This window comes from Micromonospora sp. NPDC048999 (genome assembly GCF_040649295.1).
Classification (GTDB): Bacteria; Actinomycetota; Actinomycetes; order Mycobacteriales; family Micromonosporaceae; genus Micromonospora.
Genome location: NZ_JBEZFI010000002.1, coordinates 165117 through 181547 on the forward strand (window position 1 = coordinate 165117; position 16431 = coordinate 181547).

Here is a 16431-nt window from a genome sequence, read left to right on the forward strand (position 1 = left end):
AGTGCCGGGCGCCACGGGGTGGGCCGGCCGGCGGAGGCGAGATCTCCGCCAGTCAGCATATGCGCCGCCGCTGGTGCCCCGCACCGTCGTGGTCAGCCCGTCACCGCTCGTCGCGGCCCGGTTCGTCCCCATCGGTACGCGGGTCGCCGGTCGCGCTCCGGCCGGCCGGCCACTCGGGACTGTCGACGGTGTCGGTGACCCACTCGTCGGTGGCCGACACGCTGGGCCCGCCGCTGGTCGGGGTGCCGCTCAACCCAGGCGCGGCGACGGTGGCCGCCGACCCGGGGCCGGTCGGCTGCGGATCGGCGTGTCGCGCCGATCGCAGCGCGCCGACCAGGCTCAGCAGCCCCACCAGGATGAGCGCGCCGGCCAGGAACCAGCCCACCGGGGGCAGGACGAGCTCGAGGATCCGGGCGAGCAGCCACCAGACGGCGAGGGCGACGAAGACCAGCCCGAAGGCGAACGACACGACGTCGGTGCGGTGGGCCTTCACCGGGTCACCTCCAGTTCTCCGGCGTTGATATGGATGAGCAGTCGCAGGGTGCCCCCGCCGCGGCCGTCCGGTCCGAGATCGGTGGTCTCCCACTCGGTGCCGTTGAGGCCGCTGGAGCGTTTGCCGAAGACGGTCGCGTCCCCGGCGTTCACGCTGGCCACGGTGGTCACGTCGACCTCCGGCGGCACGTATACCGTCAGTTTGCCGAGGTTTACCTCCACAGTGACCTGCGTGTCCTTCTGGTCGAAGTCCACCGCGCGCAGGTCGAGCACCGCGTCTCCGAAGTTCTTCTTGTAGCGGACGGCCAGGGACTGATAGTCGGGCGGTGCCCAGGTGACGTTGCCGTTGATCCCGCCGACCCGGTCGTAGGACTCGGCCACCGTGGCGATGCCGAGCGCCGCCGCGATGACCAGGCCGAGCGCGATCAGCCAGCGGGCCCGGCCGAACCAGGTGCCCACCAGCAGTCCGATCCCGATGGTGGCCAGCGCCGCGGCGAAGTATCCGGCCGCCCCGATCGGGAAGACGTGCAGCAGGTCGAGCACGGCCACCACGCCGAGCGCCAGGAAGATCAGCGAGAAGGTGACCGCGCCGAGCGCGGAGCGTTCCTTCGGCCGCTTCGGCGGCCGTGTCGGCCGTGGCGGTGCCGGCGGCGGCGGTGGGTACGGACCGGCGTACGGGCCGTGCGGCGCGAAGGGCGGCCGGTACCCGCCGGGCGGCAGCGGCGCACCCACCGGCGACGGGGACGGTGCGGGGATCGGTGGCCCGAGCGGGGCGGTGGTGGGCGTGCCCGGCCAGGCCGGCTGGTGCCCGGCCATGGTCTCGGTGACCGTCGGCTCCGCGGGCATCCGGGCGGTCTGCTCCGCGCCCGGAGCGTCCGCGATCGGCTGCGTGCCCGGTTCGGGGCCGTACCCGGCGGCCGGCTGCGCCGGATTCGACCAGGCCGCGCGCTGCGCGGGTGGCGCTGCCCCGGGCCAGACCGAGCCGGTGGCGGTGCCAGTCGCCGGCCAGGCCGGCTGGGGGGCGGCGCCGGCGGGAGTCCCGCCCCAGCCCGCCGGGGCGCTCGCCGGCCCGGCGGGACCGGACATCGGGCCGCCGCCGGGCCTGCCGGTAGCGGCCGACGGCCAGGCTGCCGGCGGCACCGGACCCGGGGCCGGCCCGGCCCCGGCGGGCTGCCGGTCCGCCGTGGCCCGCGGCTGGCGGTTGAGCAGCAGCGCGCCGCCGATCAGGATCACCGCACCGAGCAGGATCGCCCGGAGCGCGTCGGTGACGATGTAGCCGAAGCCGATCGCGACCACGATGCTGAGCACGATCACGGTGGTCGGCGACATGCTCGACCGGCCTCGGCCGAGCATCGACTCCACCGGGGAGGCGGTGTCCCCCTCGCCGGGAATGATCAACCAGGCGGCGAGGTAGATCAGGATGCCGATGCCTCCGAAGAAGCCCAGCACGGCGAGGAGCACCCGCCACAGCACCGGGTCGGTGTTGGTGGCCCGGCCGATGGCGGCGCAGACGCCAGCCAGGTAGCGACCGTCCCGCGGGCGGACCAGCCCGTACCGGGAGGTGAAGCCGGCGCCGCCGGGCGGTGGGGCGTACCCGGGGGGCGGCGCGCCGAACGGCGCGGAGCCGGTGGTCGGCGCGCCCGGCGGCGGCCCGGCGGGGCCGGTCGGCGGGGGTGGCGGTGGCCCGTCCTGTGCCTCCGCCCCGGGCCGGGGCGGAGGGGCAGCTTCCTCGGTCATGCCTTCGATACTGCGGTGCGCGCCGCCCGAACGTCCTCCGGAGCCGACCCTGACGCCACCCTGAGATCCTGCCACCGTGAATGTCGGGGCCGTCCCGATGGTCGCCTGCGGTGTGGGCATGTGACGATCGAAGCGGCACCGGCACGGCCGGTCGCCAGCACCGTCCGCCCAACCCGGGGAGCCTCCCATCAGCAGCACCGCGACCCCGCATCCGCCGCGGCTCTATCGCGCCACCGAGCACCGGTTGGCCGCGGGGGTGGCCGCCGGCATCGCCGAGCACCTCGGCATGTCGGTGCTCCGCGTCCGGATCGCCTTCATGGTGCTGCTCGGGCTGAACGGTCTCGGGCTGCTGCTGTACGCCGCCTTCTGGGCGGTCGTTCCGCCCCGCCCGGGCGACACCGCCGCCCCGCCCCGCCGTGACCTCGCCCAACTCCTGCCCTTCGTGGCGATCGGGCTGGGCGTGCTGCTGGTGCAGATGATGGCCTTCCACTCGGTCGGCGCCGCCGGCACCGCCGGTTGGCTGGTCGCGATCATCGCGGTCGGCGCCGGTGTGATCTGGCACCAGTCCGCGCCGGAACGCCGCCAGCAACGGAGCGGGTCGATGGCGGTGCCGTGGCTGGGCGCGGTGGTGGAGGAGAGCGACCGGCGCTCGTTCGTGCTGCGCTTCGTCGGCGGCGGGGTGCTCGTCGCCGTCGGCATCATCGGCGTGGCCGCGGTCTACTCGCCGGTGCAGAACTTCGACGCCGTGCTCAACGGCGTGATCTTCGCGCTGGTCGGGCTGGCCGGCGTCGGCGTGGTGACGGGGCCGATGCTCTGGCGTACCTGGAACCAACTGCGCTCGGAGCGCGAGGGGCGCATCCGGGAGCAGGAACGCGCCGAGCTGGCGGCGATGGTGCACGACCAGGTGCTGCACACCCTCGCCCTGATCCAGCGCAATGCCAGCGACGTCAAGACCGTCCAACGGCTGGCCCGTGGCCAGGAGCGGTCGCTGCGGAACTGGCTCTACAAGCCGACCGCCTCGCCGACGGAGCGGTTCGCCGCCGCCCTGGAGCAGGCCGCCGCCGAGGTGGAGGACACCTTCGCCATCACGGTCGAGACGGTGGTGGTCGGCGACCGGGAGACCGACGAGCGGGTGGGCGCGCTGGTCGCCGCCGCCCGGGAGGCGTTGGTCAACGCGGCGCGGCACGCCGGGGTGCAGACGGTGTCGCTCTACGCCGAGGTGGAGCCGGACCAGGTCAGCGTCTTCGTACGGGACCGGGGCAAGGGCTTCGACCCGGCTACCGTGGAGGATCACCGGCACGGCGTCCGGGGCTCGATCATCGGGCGGATGAGGCGGCACGGCGGCCGGGCCGAGATCCGGTCCGGGCCGGGAGAGGGGACCGAGGTCCGGCTGATCCTGCCGATCAGCGGCTCCGGCTCCAACGCGGAAAGGGACAGGTGACCATGGCCGAGCAGGGACCGGTCGAGGCGGCGGCACCCCGGGACGGGCGACTGCGGGTGTTCCTCGTCGACGACCACGCCATGTTCCGGGCGGGCGTACGCGCCGAGCTCGGCGGGCACGTCGAGGTGGTGGGTGAGGCCAGCACGGTGGCCGAGGCGGTCAGCCGGATCGCGGCGACCCAGCCCGACGTGGTGTTGCTCGACGTGCACATGCCGGACGGCGGTGGCCGGGCGGTGCTGGAGGCGATGCGGCGTACCCACCCGCAGGTGCGGTTCCTGGCGTTGAGCGTCTCCGACGCGGCCGAGGACGTGATCGGGCTGATCCGGGCCGGCGCCCGGGGCTACGTCACCAAGACCATTTCCCCGGACGAGCTGACCGACGCCATCCGCCGGGTGGCCGACGGGGACGCGGTGTTCAGCCCTCGGCTGGCCGGGTTCGTGCTGGACGCGTTCGCGGCCCGGCCGGACGCGCCGGTCTCCGACCCGGAGCTGGACCAGCTCACCAACCGCGAGCGGGAGGTGCTCCGGCTGCTGGCCCGGGGGTACGCGTACAAGGAGATCGCCAAGGAGCTGTTCATCTCGATCAAGACGGTCGAGACGCACGTCTCCAACGTGCTGCGCAAGCTCCAGATGTCCAACCGGTACGAGCTGTCCCGCTGGGCGGCTGACCGCCGGCTGGTCTGACCGCCCGCTCGGCCGGCCCCGCGACCATTCTCGCCCAGGCCGCCGGGCCGGCGCGCCGCCGGCTCACTCGGTGCGCAGCACGGTGAACGCCTCGGCGAGCCGCCCGGCGGGCAGCCCGGCGTTGCCGGCGATCCCGCCGAGCAGGTCGCGCACCCAGGCCTCGACGTCCAGGTGCGCGGTCTGCGAGTGGTGCGCCCGCATCGCGGCGATCTTCTGGTCGACCCGGTCGGTCACGTCCACGACATGGTCCGGCCCGGGGCCGCCCGCGTACCAGATCTCCCGGACCACCCACGGCTCGAGGCCCTCGGCGAGCAGTTCGGGGAAGGCGAACCGGTTGCGCGAGTCGGGATAGACCGCGCAGGTGGTGGCCTCGCCGACGGCCAGGTGGTCGGGGTGGCTCGGACCGGTGAGGATCTCCCAGCGGCGCAGCGGGGAGCTGGTGAGGACCCGGTCCGGCCGGAACCGGCGGATCGCGGCGGCGATCTGGCGGCGCAGCTCCGGGCCGGAGGCGAGCAGGCCGTCGGGGTGGCCGTCGAGGAAGTCGACCCGGTGGACGCCGACCACGGCGGCTGCGGCCCGCTGCTCCGCCTCGCGCTGGGCGGGCAGTTCCTCGCGCGGGGTGTCGTCGAACCCGCCGGTGTCGCCCCGGGTCACGATCAGGTACGCCACGTCGATGCCCTCGTCCACCCAGCCGGCAATCGTGCCCGCGCAGCCGAAGTCGACATCGTCCGGATGGGCAAATACGGCCAGGGCCCGACGGACATCGGGGAGCACCGGAGCCGAGGCGGGGAAGCTCACAGCCCGAGCCTACGCGGGGTGCGCGACCGTGTCGTACCTGTTCAGAGTGGTACGACCCGCCCCTATCACGATCTTTTCTCAAGTATCGGCAACGTGGCAACCAACTAACGGCTTGATAACGGCACCTTCACGGAACGGGCCGGTGGGTGTCACAGTGGCAGCACCTCACCCCTGGTGTGTGACACCTCAGTCGGGCCTGCCGATCACACGATGTCGCCTCGATGTGACGTCGAGTGTCTGCCGGCCCTGCGTGGTGTTGTGCGCCCGGTGTGCGGTGCCCGGCGGAACGGTGCCCCTGGGGTGTGCCGACTTCCTCTGCGGTAGACCGCCGAACTGTGGTTCGGGTCGGCGGTTGGCGACACACCCCCCAGACGTGCGTGAAACTCACGACGGAACCAGGTTAGAAAGAGGAGGCCCCTCGGAATGAGAGTCTCGAAGCGGGCGAGCGGCGCGCTCGCGGTGGGCGCGGCGTTCGCGCTCGTCGCGTCCGGCTGCTCCAGCGGTGGCGGCAACGGCGACGACACCAGCGCCAGCAAGGACGGCGCGATCACCATCGGCGGCACCCAGCCGCAGAACCCCCTGGTTCCGGCGAACACCACCGAGACCGGTGGCGGCAGGATCATCGACTACCTGTGGACCGCCCTGGTCGAGTACCCGAACAACGGTGGCGCCCCGCAGAACGCCCTTGCCGAGTCGATCGAAACCAACGACTCCAAGGTCTTCACGATCAAGATCAAGCCGAACACCAAGTTCCACGACGGCACCACCGTCAAGGCCGAGAACTTCGTCAAGGCCTGGAACTGGGGCGCGTACGGCCCGAACGGCGCGCAGGGCGCGAGCTTCTTCGCCGACATCCAGGGCTTCGACGACGTCTTCTCCGAGCCGGAGAAGGAGGGCGACCCGATTCCGGAGCCGAAGGCCAAGGAGATGTCCGGCCTGAAGGTCATCGACGACAACACCTTCGAGGTCACCCTCAACGCGCCGACCGCGGTCTTCCCGACCAAGCTCGGCTACAGCGCCTTCGTGCCGCTGCCGGACGTCTTCTTCACCGAGGGCGTGGAGAAGTTCGGTCGGAACCCGATCGGTAACGGCCCGGTCAGCTTCGTCTCGTGGACTGACGACGTCGAGATCAAGCTCACCCGCTTCGACGACTACAGCCTGCGCAACAAGATGAAGATCAAGGACGTCGACGTCAAGATCTACCAGGACGACCTGGCGGAGTACAACGACCTCGTCTCCGGCAACATCGACTTCCAGCAGCAGGTCCCGGTCAGCATGCTGGCCGGTGACAAGTGGAAGAGCGACCTGGGCGAGCGGGCGATCCCCAGCGTCACCCCGTCGACGGGCATCATCGCCTTCCCGCTCTACGACAAGCGCTTCCAGGACCCGAAGCTGCGTCGGGCGATCTCGCTCTCCATCGACCGGCAGGCGATCACCGACAAGATCTTCTTCGGTAACCGCAAGCCGGCCGACAGCTGGGCCAACCCGCTGACCCCGGGCGCCCAGCCGGGCAACTGCACCGCCTGCAAGTACGACCCGGACGAGGCCAAGAAGCTCTTCGCGGAATCCAGCGGCTTCACCGGCAAGCTGACCCTGTCGTACAACGCGGACGCCAGCCACAAGGAGTGGATGGAGGCCGTCGCCCAGCAGATCAAGACCAACCTGGGCATCGACGCGGTCGCCGTCGGCGTGCCGACCTTCGCGGTCTTCCGCCAGAACATCACCGCCCACAAGATGACCGGTGCCTACCGGGCCGGCTGGCAGCAGGACTACCCCGACGTCGAGAACTGGATCATGCCGCTCTACGTGACCGGTGGCTCCTCGAACGACGGTCAGTACAGCAACCCCGAGGTCGACGCCCTCGCCAAGGCGGCCCAGGCGGCCCCCAGCATCGAGGAGTCGCACGCGAAGTTCGCTCAGGCCGTCCAGCTCATCGACCAGGACGTTCCGTCGATGCCGATCTACTTCGGTGGCCAGCAGTCCGGCCACTCCGAGAAGATCAAGAAGATGGAGCTGACCAACGTCGGCGAGCTCGACATCACCTCGGTCGAGCTCTGATCCGAACGGTCTGACCCCGGGCCGGGCTCGCCTACCGGTGGGCCCGGCCCGGGGCCGTTCCGCGAGAGGGTGTACAACATAAATCCCCTCGCACGTTGTCGCCACCGTGTCGGCCGTCCGACGCGCGCCCCTGTCTGGAGGACCACCCCATGGGCCGTTATCTCTTGAGACGGCTGCTGCAACTCGTGCCGGTGTTCATCGGCACGACGTTCCTGATCTATTGGCTCGTCTGGTCGGTGCCCGGCGACCCGTTCGCCGGCAAGTGTGGCGACCGCGCCTGCCCGCCGAACTACGTGGCCATGATGACTGAGAAATACCATCTCAACGATTCGATCTGGGTGCAGTACGCCAGCTACATGAAGAACCTTTTCCAGGGTGATTTCGGCGCCACGTTCGGTGGTCGGCCGATCAGCGACATCATCGCGACGTCGTACCCCAACACCCTGAAGCTGGCGGTGGTCGCGCTCGCCATCGAGGCCCTCATCGGTCTCGGCGCGGGCGTCCTGACCGGTCTCCGGCGCAACGGCTTCCTGGACAACCTGGTCCTGGTCTCCACCCTCTTCCTGATCGCGCTGCCGGTCTTCGTCATCGGCTTCGTGCTCCAGTGGTTCTTCGGCGTCAAGTGGGGCCTCGTCACCCCCACCGTCTCCGCCGAGATGCGGATCCACGAGCTGATCCTGCCGGGCTTCGTGCTCGGTAGCGCCTCGATGGCGTACATCGCCCGGGTGGCACGCACCAGCATCGCGGAGAACCGCCGCGCCGACTACGTCCGTACCGCCATCGCCAAGGGCCTCCCCATGCGTCGGGTGGTGGGCGTGCACCTGCTGCGCAACTCGCTCATTCCGGTTGTCACCCTGCTCGGCACCGACCTCGGTGCCCTGATGGGTGGCGCGATCGTGACCGAGGGCATCTTCGGCATCAACGGCATCGGCCGGCAGGTGCTCCGCGCCATCGTCACCAAGGAGAGCGCTACCGTTGTCGGCATCGTGGTGATCCTGGTGCTCGTCTACCTGCTGATGAACCTGCTGGTGGACCTGCTCTACGCCGCCCTGGACCCGAGGATTCGCTATGAGTGACCCGAGTGCCGCTTCGCTCGTCAACACCCCCCGCACCGAGCAGCCGGCCGAGGCCGGCGGCCCGGCCGACGCCGGCCTGCCGGAGAACGCGCCGAAGCAGCTGAAGCCGCGCGGCCTGCTCGGCGACGCCTGGTTCGACCTGCGCCGGAAGCCGCTGTTCTGGATCTCCGCCACGTTCATCGTGCTCTTCGTGCTGATGGCGGCCTTCCCGTGGCTGTTCGCCTCCGGCGACCCGGTGAACGGCTCGCTCGACAACAGCCAGGTGCGGCCGTCGGCCGACCACTGGTTCGGCTTTGACCTGCAGGGCCGGGACGTCTACGCCCGTACGATCTACGGCGCCCGCGCCTCGATCGTGGTGGCGCTGCTCTCCGTGATCGGCACCCTGCTGGTCGGCGGGACCATGGGCATCATCGCCGGCTACCGCGGTGGCTGGGTGGACGCGCTGCTCTCCCGGATCGCGGACATCTTCTTCGGTCTGCCGTTCGTGCTCGGCGCGATCGTCATCCTGACCACCTTCAACGGGGCCGGGACGGACAACAGCGAGTGGGCGATCATGGGCCTGGTGATCATGTCGCTGACCGTGCTGAGCTGGCCGGTCGTGATGCGGCTGATGCGCTCCTCGGTGCTGGCCACCAAGGAGGCCGACTACATCGTCGCGGCCCGGGCACTGGGCGCCGGCACCGGTCGGATCATCCTCAAGCACCTGCTGCCGAACTGCCTGGCCCCGCTGCTGGTCTACGGCACGATCCTGGTCGGCTCCTTCATCGGCGCCGAGGCCACGCTGTCCTTCCTGGGCATCGGCCTGAAGCACCCGGTCGTGTCCTGGGGAATCATGATCAGTGAATCGCAGAACCTGCTCCGGGTCTCGCCCTATCTGCTCTTCTTCCCCGCCGCGTTCCTCGTCACGGCCGTGCTGAGCTTCGTCATGCTCGGCGAGACGGTTCGCGAGGCCCTCGACCCGAAGCTTCGATAGGGGAACTGAGTTGTCTGACATTCTCGTGTCCGAGCAGTCCGCGTCGAGCGCCGACGGATCCGGCCGCCCCTCGGGCCGGCTGCTCGAGGTCGACGACCTGCGGGTCGAGTTCCGTACCCGGGACGGCGTCGCCAAGGTCATCAACGGCGTGACGTACCACGTCGACGCCGGGGAGACCCTCGCCGTGCTCGGCGAGTCCGGTTCCGGCAAGAGCGTCACCGCGCAGACGATCATGGGCATCCTCGACACCCCGCCCGGCTTCGTCACCGGTGGGCAGGTCCGCTTCCACGGCAAGGACATGCTCACGATGTCCCCCGAGCAGCGGCGTCGGATCCGGGGCGAAGGCATTGCGATGATCTTCCAGGACTCGCTCTCCGCCCTCAACCCGGTTTTCACCGTCGGCTTCCAGATCGCCGAGCAGTTCCGCATCCGGCGCGGCATGAGCCGCGCGGACGCCAAGAAGCGCGCGATCGAGATGCTCGACCAGGTGAAGATCCCGAACGCCAAGGGCCGGTACAGCAACTACCCGCACCAGTTCTCGGGCGGTATGCGGCAGCGCGCCATGATCGCCATGTCGCTGGCGCTGGACCCCGAGGTGCTGATCGCCGACGAGCCGACCACCGCGCTGGACGTGACCGTGCAGGCCCAGATCATGGACCTGCTCGGCGAACTCCAGCGGGAGCGGCAGATGGGCATGATCCTGATCACCCACGACCTCGGCGTGGTCGCCGACGTCGCGGACCGGATCGCGGTCATGTACGCCGGCCGGATCGTCGAGGAAGCCGACGTGTACGACCTGTACGCCAAGCCGGCGCACCCGTACACTCTCGGCCTGCTCAACTCGATCCCGCGGATGGACGAGAAGGGGCAGGAGCTCCGTACCATCAAGGGGCTTCCGCCGAACCTCATGAACATCCCGTCGGGCTGCGCGTTCAACCCGCGCTGCCCGATGGCACAGCCGGTGTGCCGGGAGAAGCTGCCCACGCTGCTGCAGCTCGGCAGCAGCCGGGCCAGTGCCTGCCACTTCGCCGAGGAGCTCGTGAACCGTGACTGAGAACATCATCGAGGTCCGTGACCTGGTCAAGCACTACCCGGTCACCCGCGGCATCGTGTTCAAGAAGACCATCGGTCACGTCAAGGCGGTCGACGGCGTCTCGTTCGACCTGAAGGCCGGCGAGACCCTCGGCGTGGTGGGCGAGTCCGGCTGCGGCAAGTCGACGCTGGCCCGGGTCCTGATGAACCTGGAGCGGCCGACCTCCGGCCAGGTGCTCTACAAGGGGCAGGACATCTCCCGGCTCTCCGGCGGGGCGCTGCGGCGCCTGCGCCGGCAGATCCAGCTGGTGATGCAGGACCCGTACACCTCGCTGAACCCGCGGATGACGGTCGGTGACCTGATCGGCGAGCCGTTCGAGATCCACCCCGACGTGGCCCCGCGCGGCAGCCGCCGGACCAAGGTCAAGGAGCTGCTCGACCTGGTCGGCCTGAACCCGGAGCACATCAACCGGTATCCGCACCAGTTCTCCGGCGGCCAGCGGCAGCGCATCGGCATCGCCCGGGCGCTCGCCCTGCGGCCCGAGGTCATCGTCTGTGACGAGCCGGTGTCGGCCCTGGACGTGTCGATCCAGGCGCAGGTCATGAACCTGCTGGAGAAGCTCCAGGCCGAGTTCGGTCTGTCGTACGTCTTCATCGCCCACGACCTGTCGGTCGTGCGCCACCTCTCCGACCGGGTCGCCGTGATGTACCTGGGCAAGATGGTGGAGGTCGGCACCGAGGACGAGATCTACGAGCGGCCGACGCACCCGTACACCCAGGCGCTGCTCTCGGCGGTGCCGGTGCCGGACCCGACGGTGCGGGAGAGCAAGGCGATCATCCGGCTCACCGGTGACGTCCCCTCCCCGATCAGCCCGCCCTCGGGCTGCCGGTTCCGGACCCGGTGCTGGAAGGCGCAGGACGTGTGCGCCCAGGAGATGCCGCTGCTGGAGATCCAGCGGGGCTCGGACCACCCGAGCGCCTGCCACTTCGCCGAGCAGCGGGAGATTGTCGCCACCCACGAGGCGTGATCCGTCCGGGCCGCCTGCCGGTGTCGATCCGACGCCGGCAGGCGGCCCGTCATTTTTGCGGGCCGTTCGACCACGGGCCGTTCGCTGCGGGGGCCGGGTCACAGCGGTCCGCGGCCGGCGCGCAGCAACAGCAGGGCGAGCTGGGTGCCGTCCGCGCCGAGCTCCGCGCGGAACCGCTCCAGGATCTCCCGCTCCCGGGAGAGCACGAGCCGGGTCCCGCCGGCGGCCAGCCGGGTGGCCCCGACCTCCTGGGACAGGGCGGCCCGCTCCTGCCAGAGCGCGATGATCGTGCGGTCTATCTCGTCGATCCGCTCCCGGATGGCCACGATCCGCTCGGCGGCCGTCGAGTCGTCGGTGCCCGTCCGGGCCGCCGCTGCCTCGGTCGGGTTCGCGTCGCCGGGCCGGCCGTGCCGTGCCGGGCCGCCGCTGGACTCCACCACGTCAGTCATCATCGTCGTACCTCTCGGGTCTCGGGTCGGGTGCCCGGATCCCGGGACGAAAAAGCCCCGGGCTCCAGGAGCCCGGGGCTTTTCGCAGGTCTTGTGCTCAGGCGCGACCTACGGCTGCCGGACTCCCGGTGCCGTAGTAAAAGTAGAAGCGCTGCTCGAACACGTCGTCGAGTATGCCGACCCGCGGGCGGGCCGCGCAAGGAAACCGCCAACCTGTGGGATGTGACGCCGGTGTCTCGTTCGGGCCGGCGCGGGCGGATGTTGTCCGACCGGCGGCATAGACTCGCCGTGCGATGCATCCTCTCTTCGACATTCCCGTGCCCCCGCCCGCGCCGGAGTCCCGGCCGACCCCGCCGTACCGGCCGTCGGCGGCCCGGTCGGACCCGCAGGCCCTCCTCGCCGGGCTGAACGGCCCGCAGCGCGACGCGGTCGCCCACGCCGGTTCCCCGCTCCTGATCGTGGCCGGCGCGGGCTCCGGCAAGACCCGGGTGCTGACCAACCGGATCGCCTACCTGCTCGCCGCGCGGGACGTGCACCCGGGCGAGATCATCGCGATCACCTTCACCAACAAGGCCGCCGGCGAGATGAAGGAGCGGGTGGCCGCGCTGGTCGGTCCGCGTGCCCGGCTGATGTGGGTGTCGACCTTCCACTCGGCCTGCGTCCGCATCCTGCGCGCCGAGCACGAGCACGCCGGTCTGAAGTCCACCTTCTCGATCTACGACGCGGACGACTCGCGCCGGTTGATGCAACTGGTCGCCCGGGAGCTGGACCTCGATCCCAAGCGCTACCCGGCGCGCGGGCTGGCGGCCCAGGTCTCCAACCTCAAGAACGAGTTGGTCGACCCGGAGGAGTTCGCCGCCCGGGCCAAGGGGCCGAACGAGCGGGCCCTGTCGGAGGCGTACCGGCTCTACCAGCGGCGGCTGCGCGAGGCGCACGCGCTGGACTTCGACGACCTGATCATGACGACGGTGCACCTGCTCCAGTCGCACCCGCACGTCGCCGAGAGCTGCCGGCGCCGGTTCCGGCACGTCCTCGTCGACGAGTACCAGGACACCAACCACGCGCAGTACGTGCTGATCAAGGAGCTGGTCTCCGGCACCGAGGGGGTCGAGCCGGCGGAGCTGTGCGTGGTCGGCGACGCCGATCAGTCGATCTACGCGTTCCGGGGCGCGACCATCCGCAACATCCTGGAGTTCGAGCGCGACTTCACCAGCGCCCGGACGATCCTGCTGGAGCAGAACTACCGCTCCACGCAGACCATCCTCAACGCCGCCAACGCGGTGATCGACCGGAACACGTCCCGCAAGCCCAAGCGGCTGTGGAGCGAGGCCGGGGCCGGCGAGCAGATCGTCGGCTACGTGGCCGACACCGAGCACGCGGAGGCGGACTGGGTGGCCCGCGAGATCGACCGGCTGGTCGACTCCGGCGACACCCGCCCGGGTGACGTGGCGGTCTTCTACCGCACCAACGCCATGTCCCGGGTCTTCGAAGAGGTATTCATCCGGGTCGGCCTGCCCTACAAGGTGGTCGGCGGGGTGCGCTTCTACGAGCGCAAGGAGGTCCGCGACGCGCTGGCCTACCTGCGCGCGGTGGTCAACGACGACGACACGGTCAGCCTGCGCCGGGTCCTCAACACCCCGCGCCGGGGCATCGGTGAGCGGGCCGAGGCGTGCCTGGAGGCGCTGGCCAGCCGCGACCGGATCTCCTTCGGGGCAGCGCTGCGCCGGGCCAAGGATGCACCCGGCATCTCCACCCGGGCCGCCAACGGCATCGCCGAGTTCGTCGCGCTCCTCGACTCCGCGCGGGAGTTGGCCACGACCGGCACCCCGGAGGAGGTGCTGGAGGCACTGCTGACCCGCTCGGGCTACCTGACCGAGCTGGAAGAGAGCCTGGACCCGCAGGACGCCGGCCGGGTGGACAACCTCCAGGAGTTGGTAAGCGTCGCCCGCGAGTACACCGAGCGGATCGAGGCGCTGGGGGCGGAGGGGGAGCGGGCCACCGTGGCCGGCTTCCTGGAGCAGGTGGCGCTGGTCGCCGACGCCGACCAGATCCCCGCCGACGACCCCGACCACCAGGGCGTGGTCACCCTGATGACGCTGCACACGGCGAAGGGCCTGGAGTTCCCGGTGGTCTTCCTGACCGGCCTGGAGGACGGCGTCTTCCCGCACCTGCGCTCGCTGGGCGACAACCGCGAGCTGGAGGAGGAGCGGCGACTGGCGTACGTGGGGATCACCCGGGCCCGGCAGCGCCTCTACCTGTCCCGCGCGGTCACCCGGTCGGCGTGGGGCCAGCCGGCCTACAACCCACCGTCACGGTTCCTTGAGGAGCTGCCGCCGGAGCTGGTCCGCTGGGAGCGCGTCGAGGGCTCGTACACCTCGTGGGCCGGCGGGGGTGGGGGCGTGGGCGGCCGCGCGGACCGCGCGCCCGGCGGGCGTGGCGGCTTCACCGGGGGTACGCCCAGGGCGACCCAGTTGGCGAAGCGGCTCGGGGTGGACGCCAGCCGGCTGTCCACCGCCAGCGAGCTGAAGCAGGCGCCGAAGGTGTCGGTGGGGGACCGGGTGAACCACCAGCGCTACGGCCTCGGCCGGGTGTTGGCCGTGGAGGGGCACGGCCCGGGTGCCCGGGCGCAGATCGACTTCGGCGACCAGTCCCTGTGGCTGGTGCTCCGGCACGCCCCGATCGACAAGCTGTGAGGCGGGCCGGCCCGGCGCGCGCTGCCGGGCCGGCCTCACCGCATTCCGTGGCGCTCTGGTAGCGCCTCAAATCTGTGAGCTCGACTTGATGGGCCTCGACCAGCCACGCGTCTTGACATGCAGCCTTTCGGCTGCCTAAATTTCATGCAGCCGGAAGGCTGCATATCGACAGGCGGCAACCCGGGTGCGAGGGCGGGCATGGACGAGGTGTTCAAGGCGCTGGCCGATCCGAGCCGGCGCGCGCTGCTCGACTCGCTCAACGCCCGCAACGGGCAGACGCTGCGCGAGCTGTGCGCCGGACTCGAGATGGCCAGGCAGTCCGTCAGCAAGCACCTCGCGGTGTTGGAGGAGGCCGGCCTAGTCGCCACCGTGCGGCGGGGCCGGGAGAAGCTGCACTACCTCAACGCCGCGCCCGTGCATGAGATCGCCCACCGGTGGATCAGCCGCTACGACCGGGCCAGGGTCCAAGCCCTGGCAGACCTGAAACTCGCCTTGGAGGAGACCCCGATGGACGCGCCGACCTTCGTCTACACCACCTATATCCGCACCACCCCGCAGAAGCTCTGGCAGGCGCTGACCGAGCCCGCCTTCACCCGCCGCTACTGGGCCATGGAGTTCACCACGGACTGGTCCGTCGGTTCGCCGATGACCTGGGACCACCACGGCGTGCTGATCAGCGACCCGGAGCAGGTCGTGCTGGAGGCCGAACCTTACAGTCGGCTCTCCTACACCTGGCACGCCATCACCCCGGAGCTCGCCAAGCGCTTCGGCTGGGACGAGGAGCTGCTCGCCCGGCTGTCCGGCGAGGCCCGCTCGAAGGTCACCTTCACGATCGAGGAGACCGCGCAGGTCGTGAAGCTCACCGTCGTGCATGACGGCTTCGAGCCCGGATCGAGCATGGCCGAGATGGTCAGCCACGGCTGGCCGAATGTGGTGGCGAGCCTGAAGACGCTGCTGGAGACCGGCGAACCGCTGCCGGACGACGCCTGACCGCCGGGATCAGGGCTCGGCGAGAACCTATTCGTCAGCAGGCCACGTCGATGCCCCGGGCGCGCAGGAAGGGCGCAGGGTCGATCTGGTTCCACATCGCGCCCTGGTGCACCTCGAAGTGCAGGTGCGGACCGGTCGCGTCCCCGGTGGCGCCCTCGTAGCCGATGATCTGGCCGGCGCTCACCTGGTCACCGACGCTCACGATCAGGCGGCTCTGGTGGGCGTAGTGGGTCAGGTAGCCGTTGTGGTGGTCGATGAAGACCGAGTTGCCGTAGCCGTCGCTCGCGTCGCCGGCTTTGACCACCGTGCCCGCCGCTGCGGCGTGGATCGGCGTGCCTTCGGGCATCGCGAAGTCGATGCCGGCGTGCAGGGTGCCCCACCGCTGCCCGTAGCAGGAGGTGATCGTGGCGCCGGCCATCGGGATGACCCACGCGGGCTTCGGCGTGGCGCTCTTGGTCACCTTCGGCTTCGGCTTGGCGGTAGCGGTCTTCGTCGGCTTCGGGCTCGCCGTGGTCGCGCCCGGCGACGGGCTGACCGGGGCGGCGGACGAGGCGACCGGTGCGGCGGACGGGCTGACCGGGTCGGCCGACGGGGTGACCGGCGCGGCGGAGTCCCGGGTCGAGCGGTCGGCGCGAGCGGCTGCCTCGGCGCGGGCCCGCGCCTCGAAGTCGACGGCGACCGGGTCGGCGGGCGGGACGCCGTGCTCGGCGGTGGCGACGGAGACGCCGCCGAGGCCGAGACCGACCAGGGCGACCGCACCGATGACGAGGTATGTGGTGCGCCGACCCGTCCGCTTGCCCAGCCGGTGCCGGCCGGGGGCGTCCGCGGTGTTCTCGTTCTGGATGGAGCTGTCTTCCTGCACGGGGACCTTCATCAGTCGAGGGGCACGTGGACCCTCGAAATACTGGTTTCGGCCCGGGCCGCGGCGGGCACTGACTCCGGGGTGACGGGTGCCGCCTCGGTGCCTGCTGGCCGGCTTCG

13 protein-coding genes and 1 pseudogene are annotated in these 16431 nt (G+C 70.8%); 9 read left to right on the forward strand and 5 right to left on the reverse strand.

From position 1 onward, the window contains the following. Nucleotides 1-298 precede the first annotated feature (298 nt). Together AB0C02_RS05200 and AB0C02_RS05205 are read right to left on the reverse strand one after the other, a co-directional pair. A pseudogene (locus tag AB0C02_RS05200) lies at nt 299-493 on the reverse strand (hypothetical protein); the annotation flags it as partial. Continuing rightward, the gene (locus AB0C02_RS05205) at nt 490-2229 is read right to left on the reverse strand and encodes a PspC domain-containing protein (protein WP_357541340.1); all 1740 of its coding nucleotides are present in this window, start codon (nt 2227-2229) and stop codon (nt 490-492) included. The gene AB0C02_RS05205 and the pseudogene AB0C02_RS05200, both read right to left, overlap by 4 nt. A gap of 187 nt (nt 2230-2416) precedes the next feature. Here AB0C02_RS05205 and AB0C02_RS05210 point away from each other — a divergent pair, with 187 nt between their 5' ends. Together AB0C02_RS05210 and AB0C02_RS05215 are read left to right on the forward strand one after the other, a co-directional pair. Then, nucleotides 2417-3670 carry a PspC domain-containing protein gene (locus AB0C02_RS05210; RefSeq protein WP_357541802.1) on the forward strand — a complete coding sequence of 418 codons (1254 nt, stop codon included), beginning with the start codon at nt 2417-2419 and terminating at the stop codon, nt 3668-3670. A gap of 2 nt (nt 3671-3672) precedes the next feature. Then, on the forward strand, nt 3673-4353 hold the full coding sequence (locus AB0C02_RS05215) for a response regulator transcription factor (protein WP_357541342.1): 681 nt from the start codon (nt 3673-3675) through the stop codon (nt 4351-4353). A gap of 63 nt (nt 4354-4416) precedes the next feature. Here the strand turns inward: AB0C02_RS05215 and AB0C02_RS05220 are convergent, their stop codons facing one another. After that, nucleotides 4417-5151: a PIG-L deacetylase family protein gene (locus AB0C02_RS05220; RefSeq protein ID WP_357541344.1), complete on the reverse strand. Its 735-nt coding sequence runs from the start codon at nt 5149-5151 to the stop codon at nt 4417-4419. 423 nt (nt 5152-5574) lie between these two features. Between AB0C02_RS05220 and AB0C02_RS05225 the strand changes: the two genes are divergently transcribed. From AB0C02_RS05225 to AB0C02_RS05245, 5 genes are all read left to right on the forward strand, one after another. Then, the gene (locus tag AB0C02_RS05225; protein WP_357541346.1) at nt 5575-7209 is read left to right on the forward strand and encodes an ABC transporter substrate-binding protein; all 1635 of its coding nucleotides are present in this window, start codon (nt 5575-5577) and stop codon (nt 7207-7209) included. 149 nt (nt 7210-7358) lie between these two features. Next, complete coding sequence (locus AB0C02_RS05230; protein ID WP_357541348.1) at nt 7359-8285, forward strand: ABC transporter permease; 927 nt, start codon at nt 7359-7361, stop codon at nt 8283-8285. Beyond that, a complete protein-coding gene (locus AB0C02_RS05235; protein ID WP_357541350.1) occupies nt 8278-9258 on the forward strand; it encodes an ABC transporter permease in 981 nt (326 codons plus the stop codon). The genes AB0C02_RS05230 and AB0C02_RS05235 overlap by 8 nt, the downstream gene beginning before the upstream one ends. A gap of 25 nt (nt 9259-9283) precedes the next feature. Next, nucleotides 9284-10312 carry an ABC transporter ATP-binding protein gene (locus tag AB0C02_RS05240; protein WP_357541804.1) on the forward strand — a complete coding sequence of 343 codons (1029 nt, stop codon included), beginning with the start codon at nt 9284-9286 and terminating at the stop codon, nt 10310-10312. After that, nucleotides 10305-11318, forward strand: coding sequence for a dipeptide ABC transporter ATP-binding protein (locus AB0C02_RS05245; RefSeq protein ID WP_357541352.1), 1014 nt, complete (start codon nt 10305-10307; stop codon nt 11316-11318). Before AB0C02_RS05240 ends, AB0C02_RS05245 begins: the two co-directional genes overlap by 8 nt. 98 nt (nt 11319-11416) lie before the next feature. Here AB0C02_RS05245 and AB0C02_RS05250 read toward each other — a convergent pair whose 3' ends face one another. Next, nucleotides 11417-11770, reverse strand: coding sequence for a chorismate mutase (locus AB0C02_RS05250; RefSeq protein WP_357541354.1), 354 nt, complete (start codon nt 11768-11770; stop codon nt 11417-11419). A 290-nt stretch (nt 11771-12060) separates the two neighbouring features. Here AB0C02_RS05250 and pcrA point away from each other — a divergent pair, with 290 nt between their 5' ends. Together pcrA and AB0C02_RS05260 are read left to right on the forward strand one after the other, a co-directional pair. Further along, on the forward strand, nt 12061-14460 hold the full coding sequence (gene pcrA / locus AB0C02_RS05255) for a DNA helicase PcrA (protein ID WP_357541359.1): 2400 nt from the start codon (nt 12061-12063) through the stop codon (nt 14458-14460). Nucleotides 14461-14658: 198 nt separating this feature from the next. Beyond that, nucleotides 14659-15450: a metalloregulator ArsR/SmtB family transcription factor gene (locus AB0C02_RS05260; protein ID WP_357541361.1), complete on the forward strand. Its 792-nt coding sequence runs from the start codon at nt 14659-14661 to the stop codon at nt 15448-15450. Nucleotides 15451-15484: 34 nt separating this feature from the next. Here AB0C02_RS05260 and AB0C02_RS05265 read toward each other — a convergent pair whose 3' ends face one another. Then, complete coding sequence (locus AB0C02_RS05265) at nt 15485-16324, reverse strand: M23 family metallopeptidase (RefSeq protein WP_357541363.1); 840 nt, start codon at nt 16322-16324, stop codon at nt 15485-15487. Nucleotides 16325-16431 lie beyond the last annotated feature (107 nt).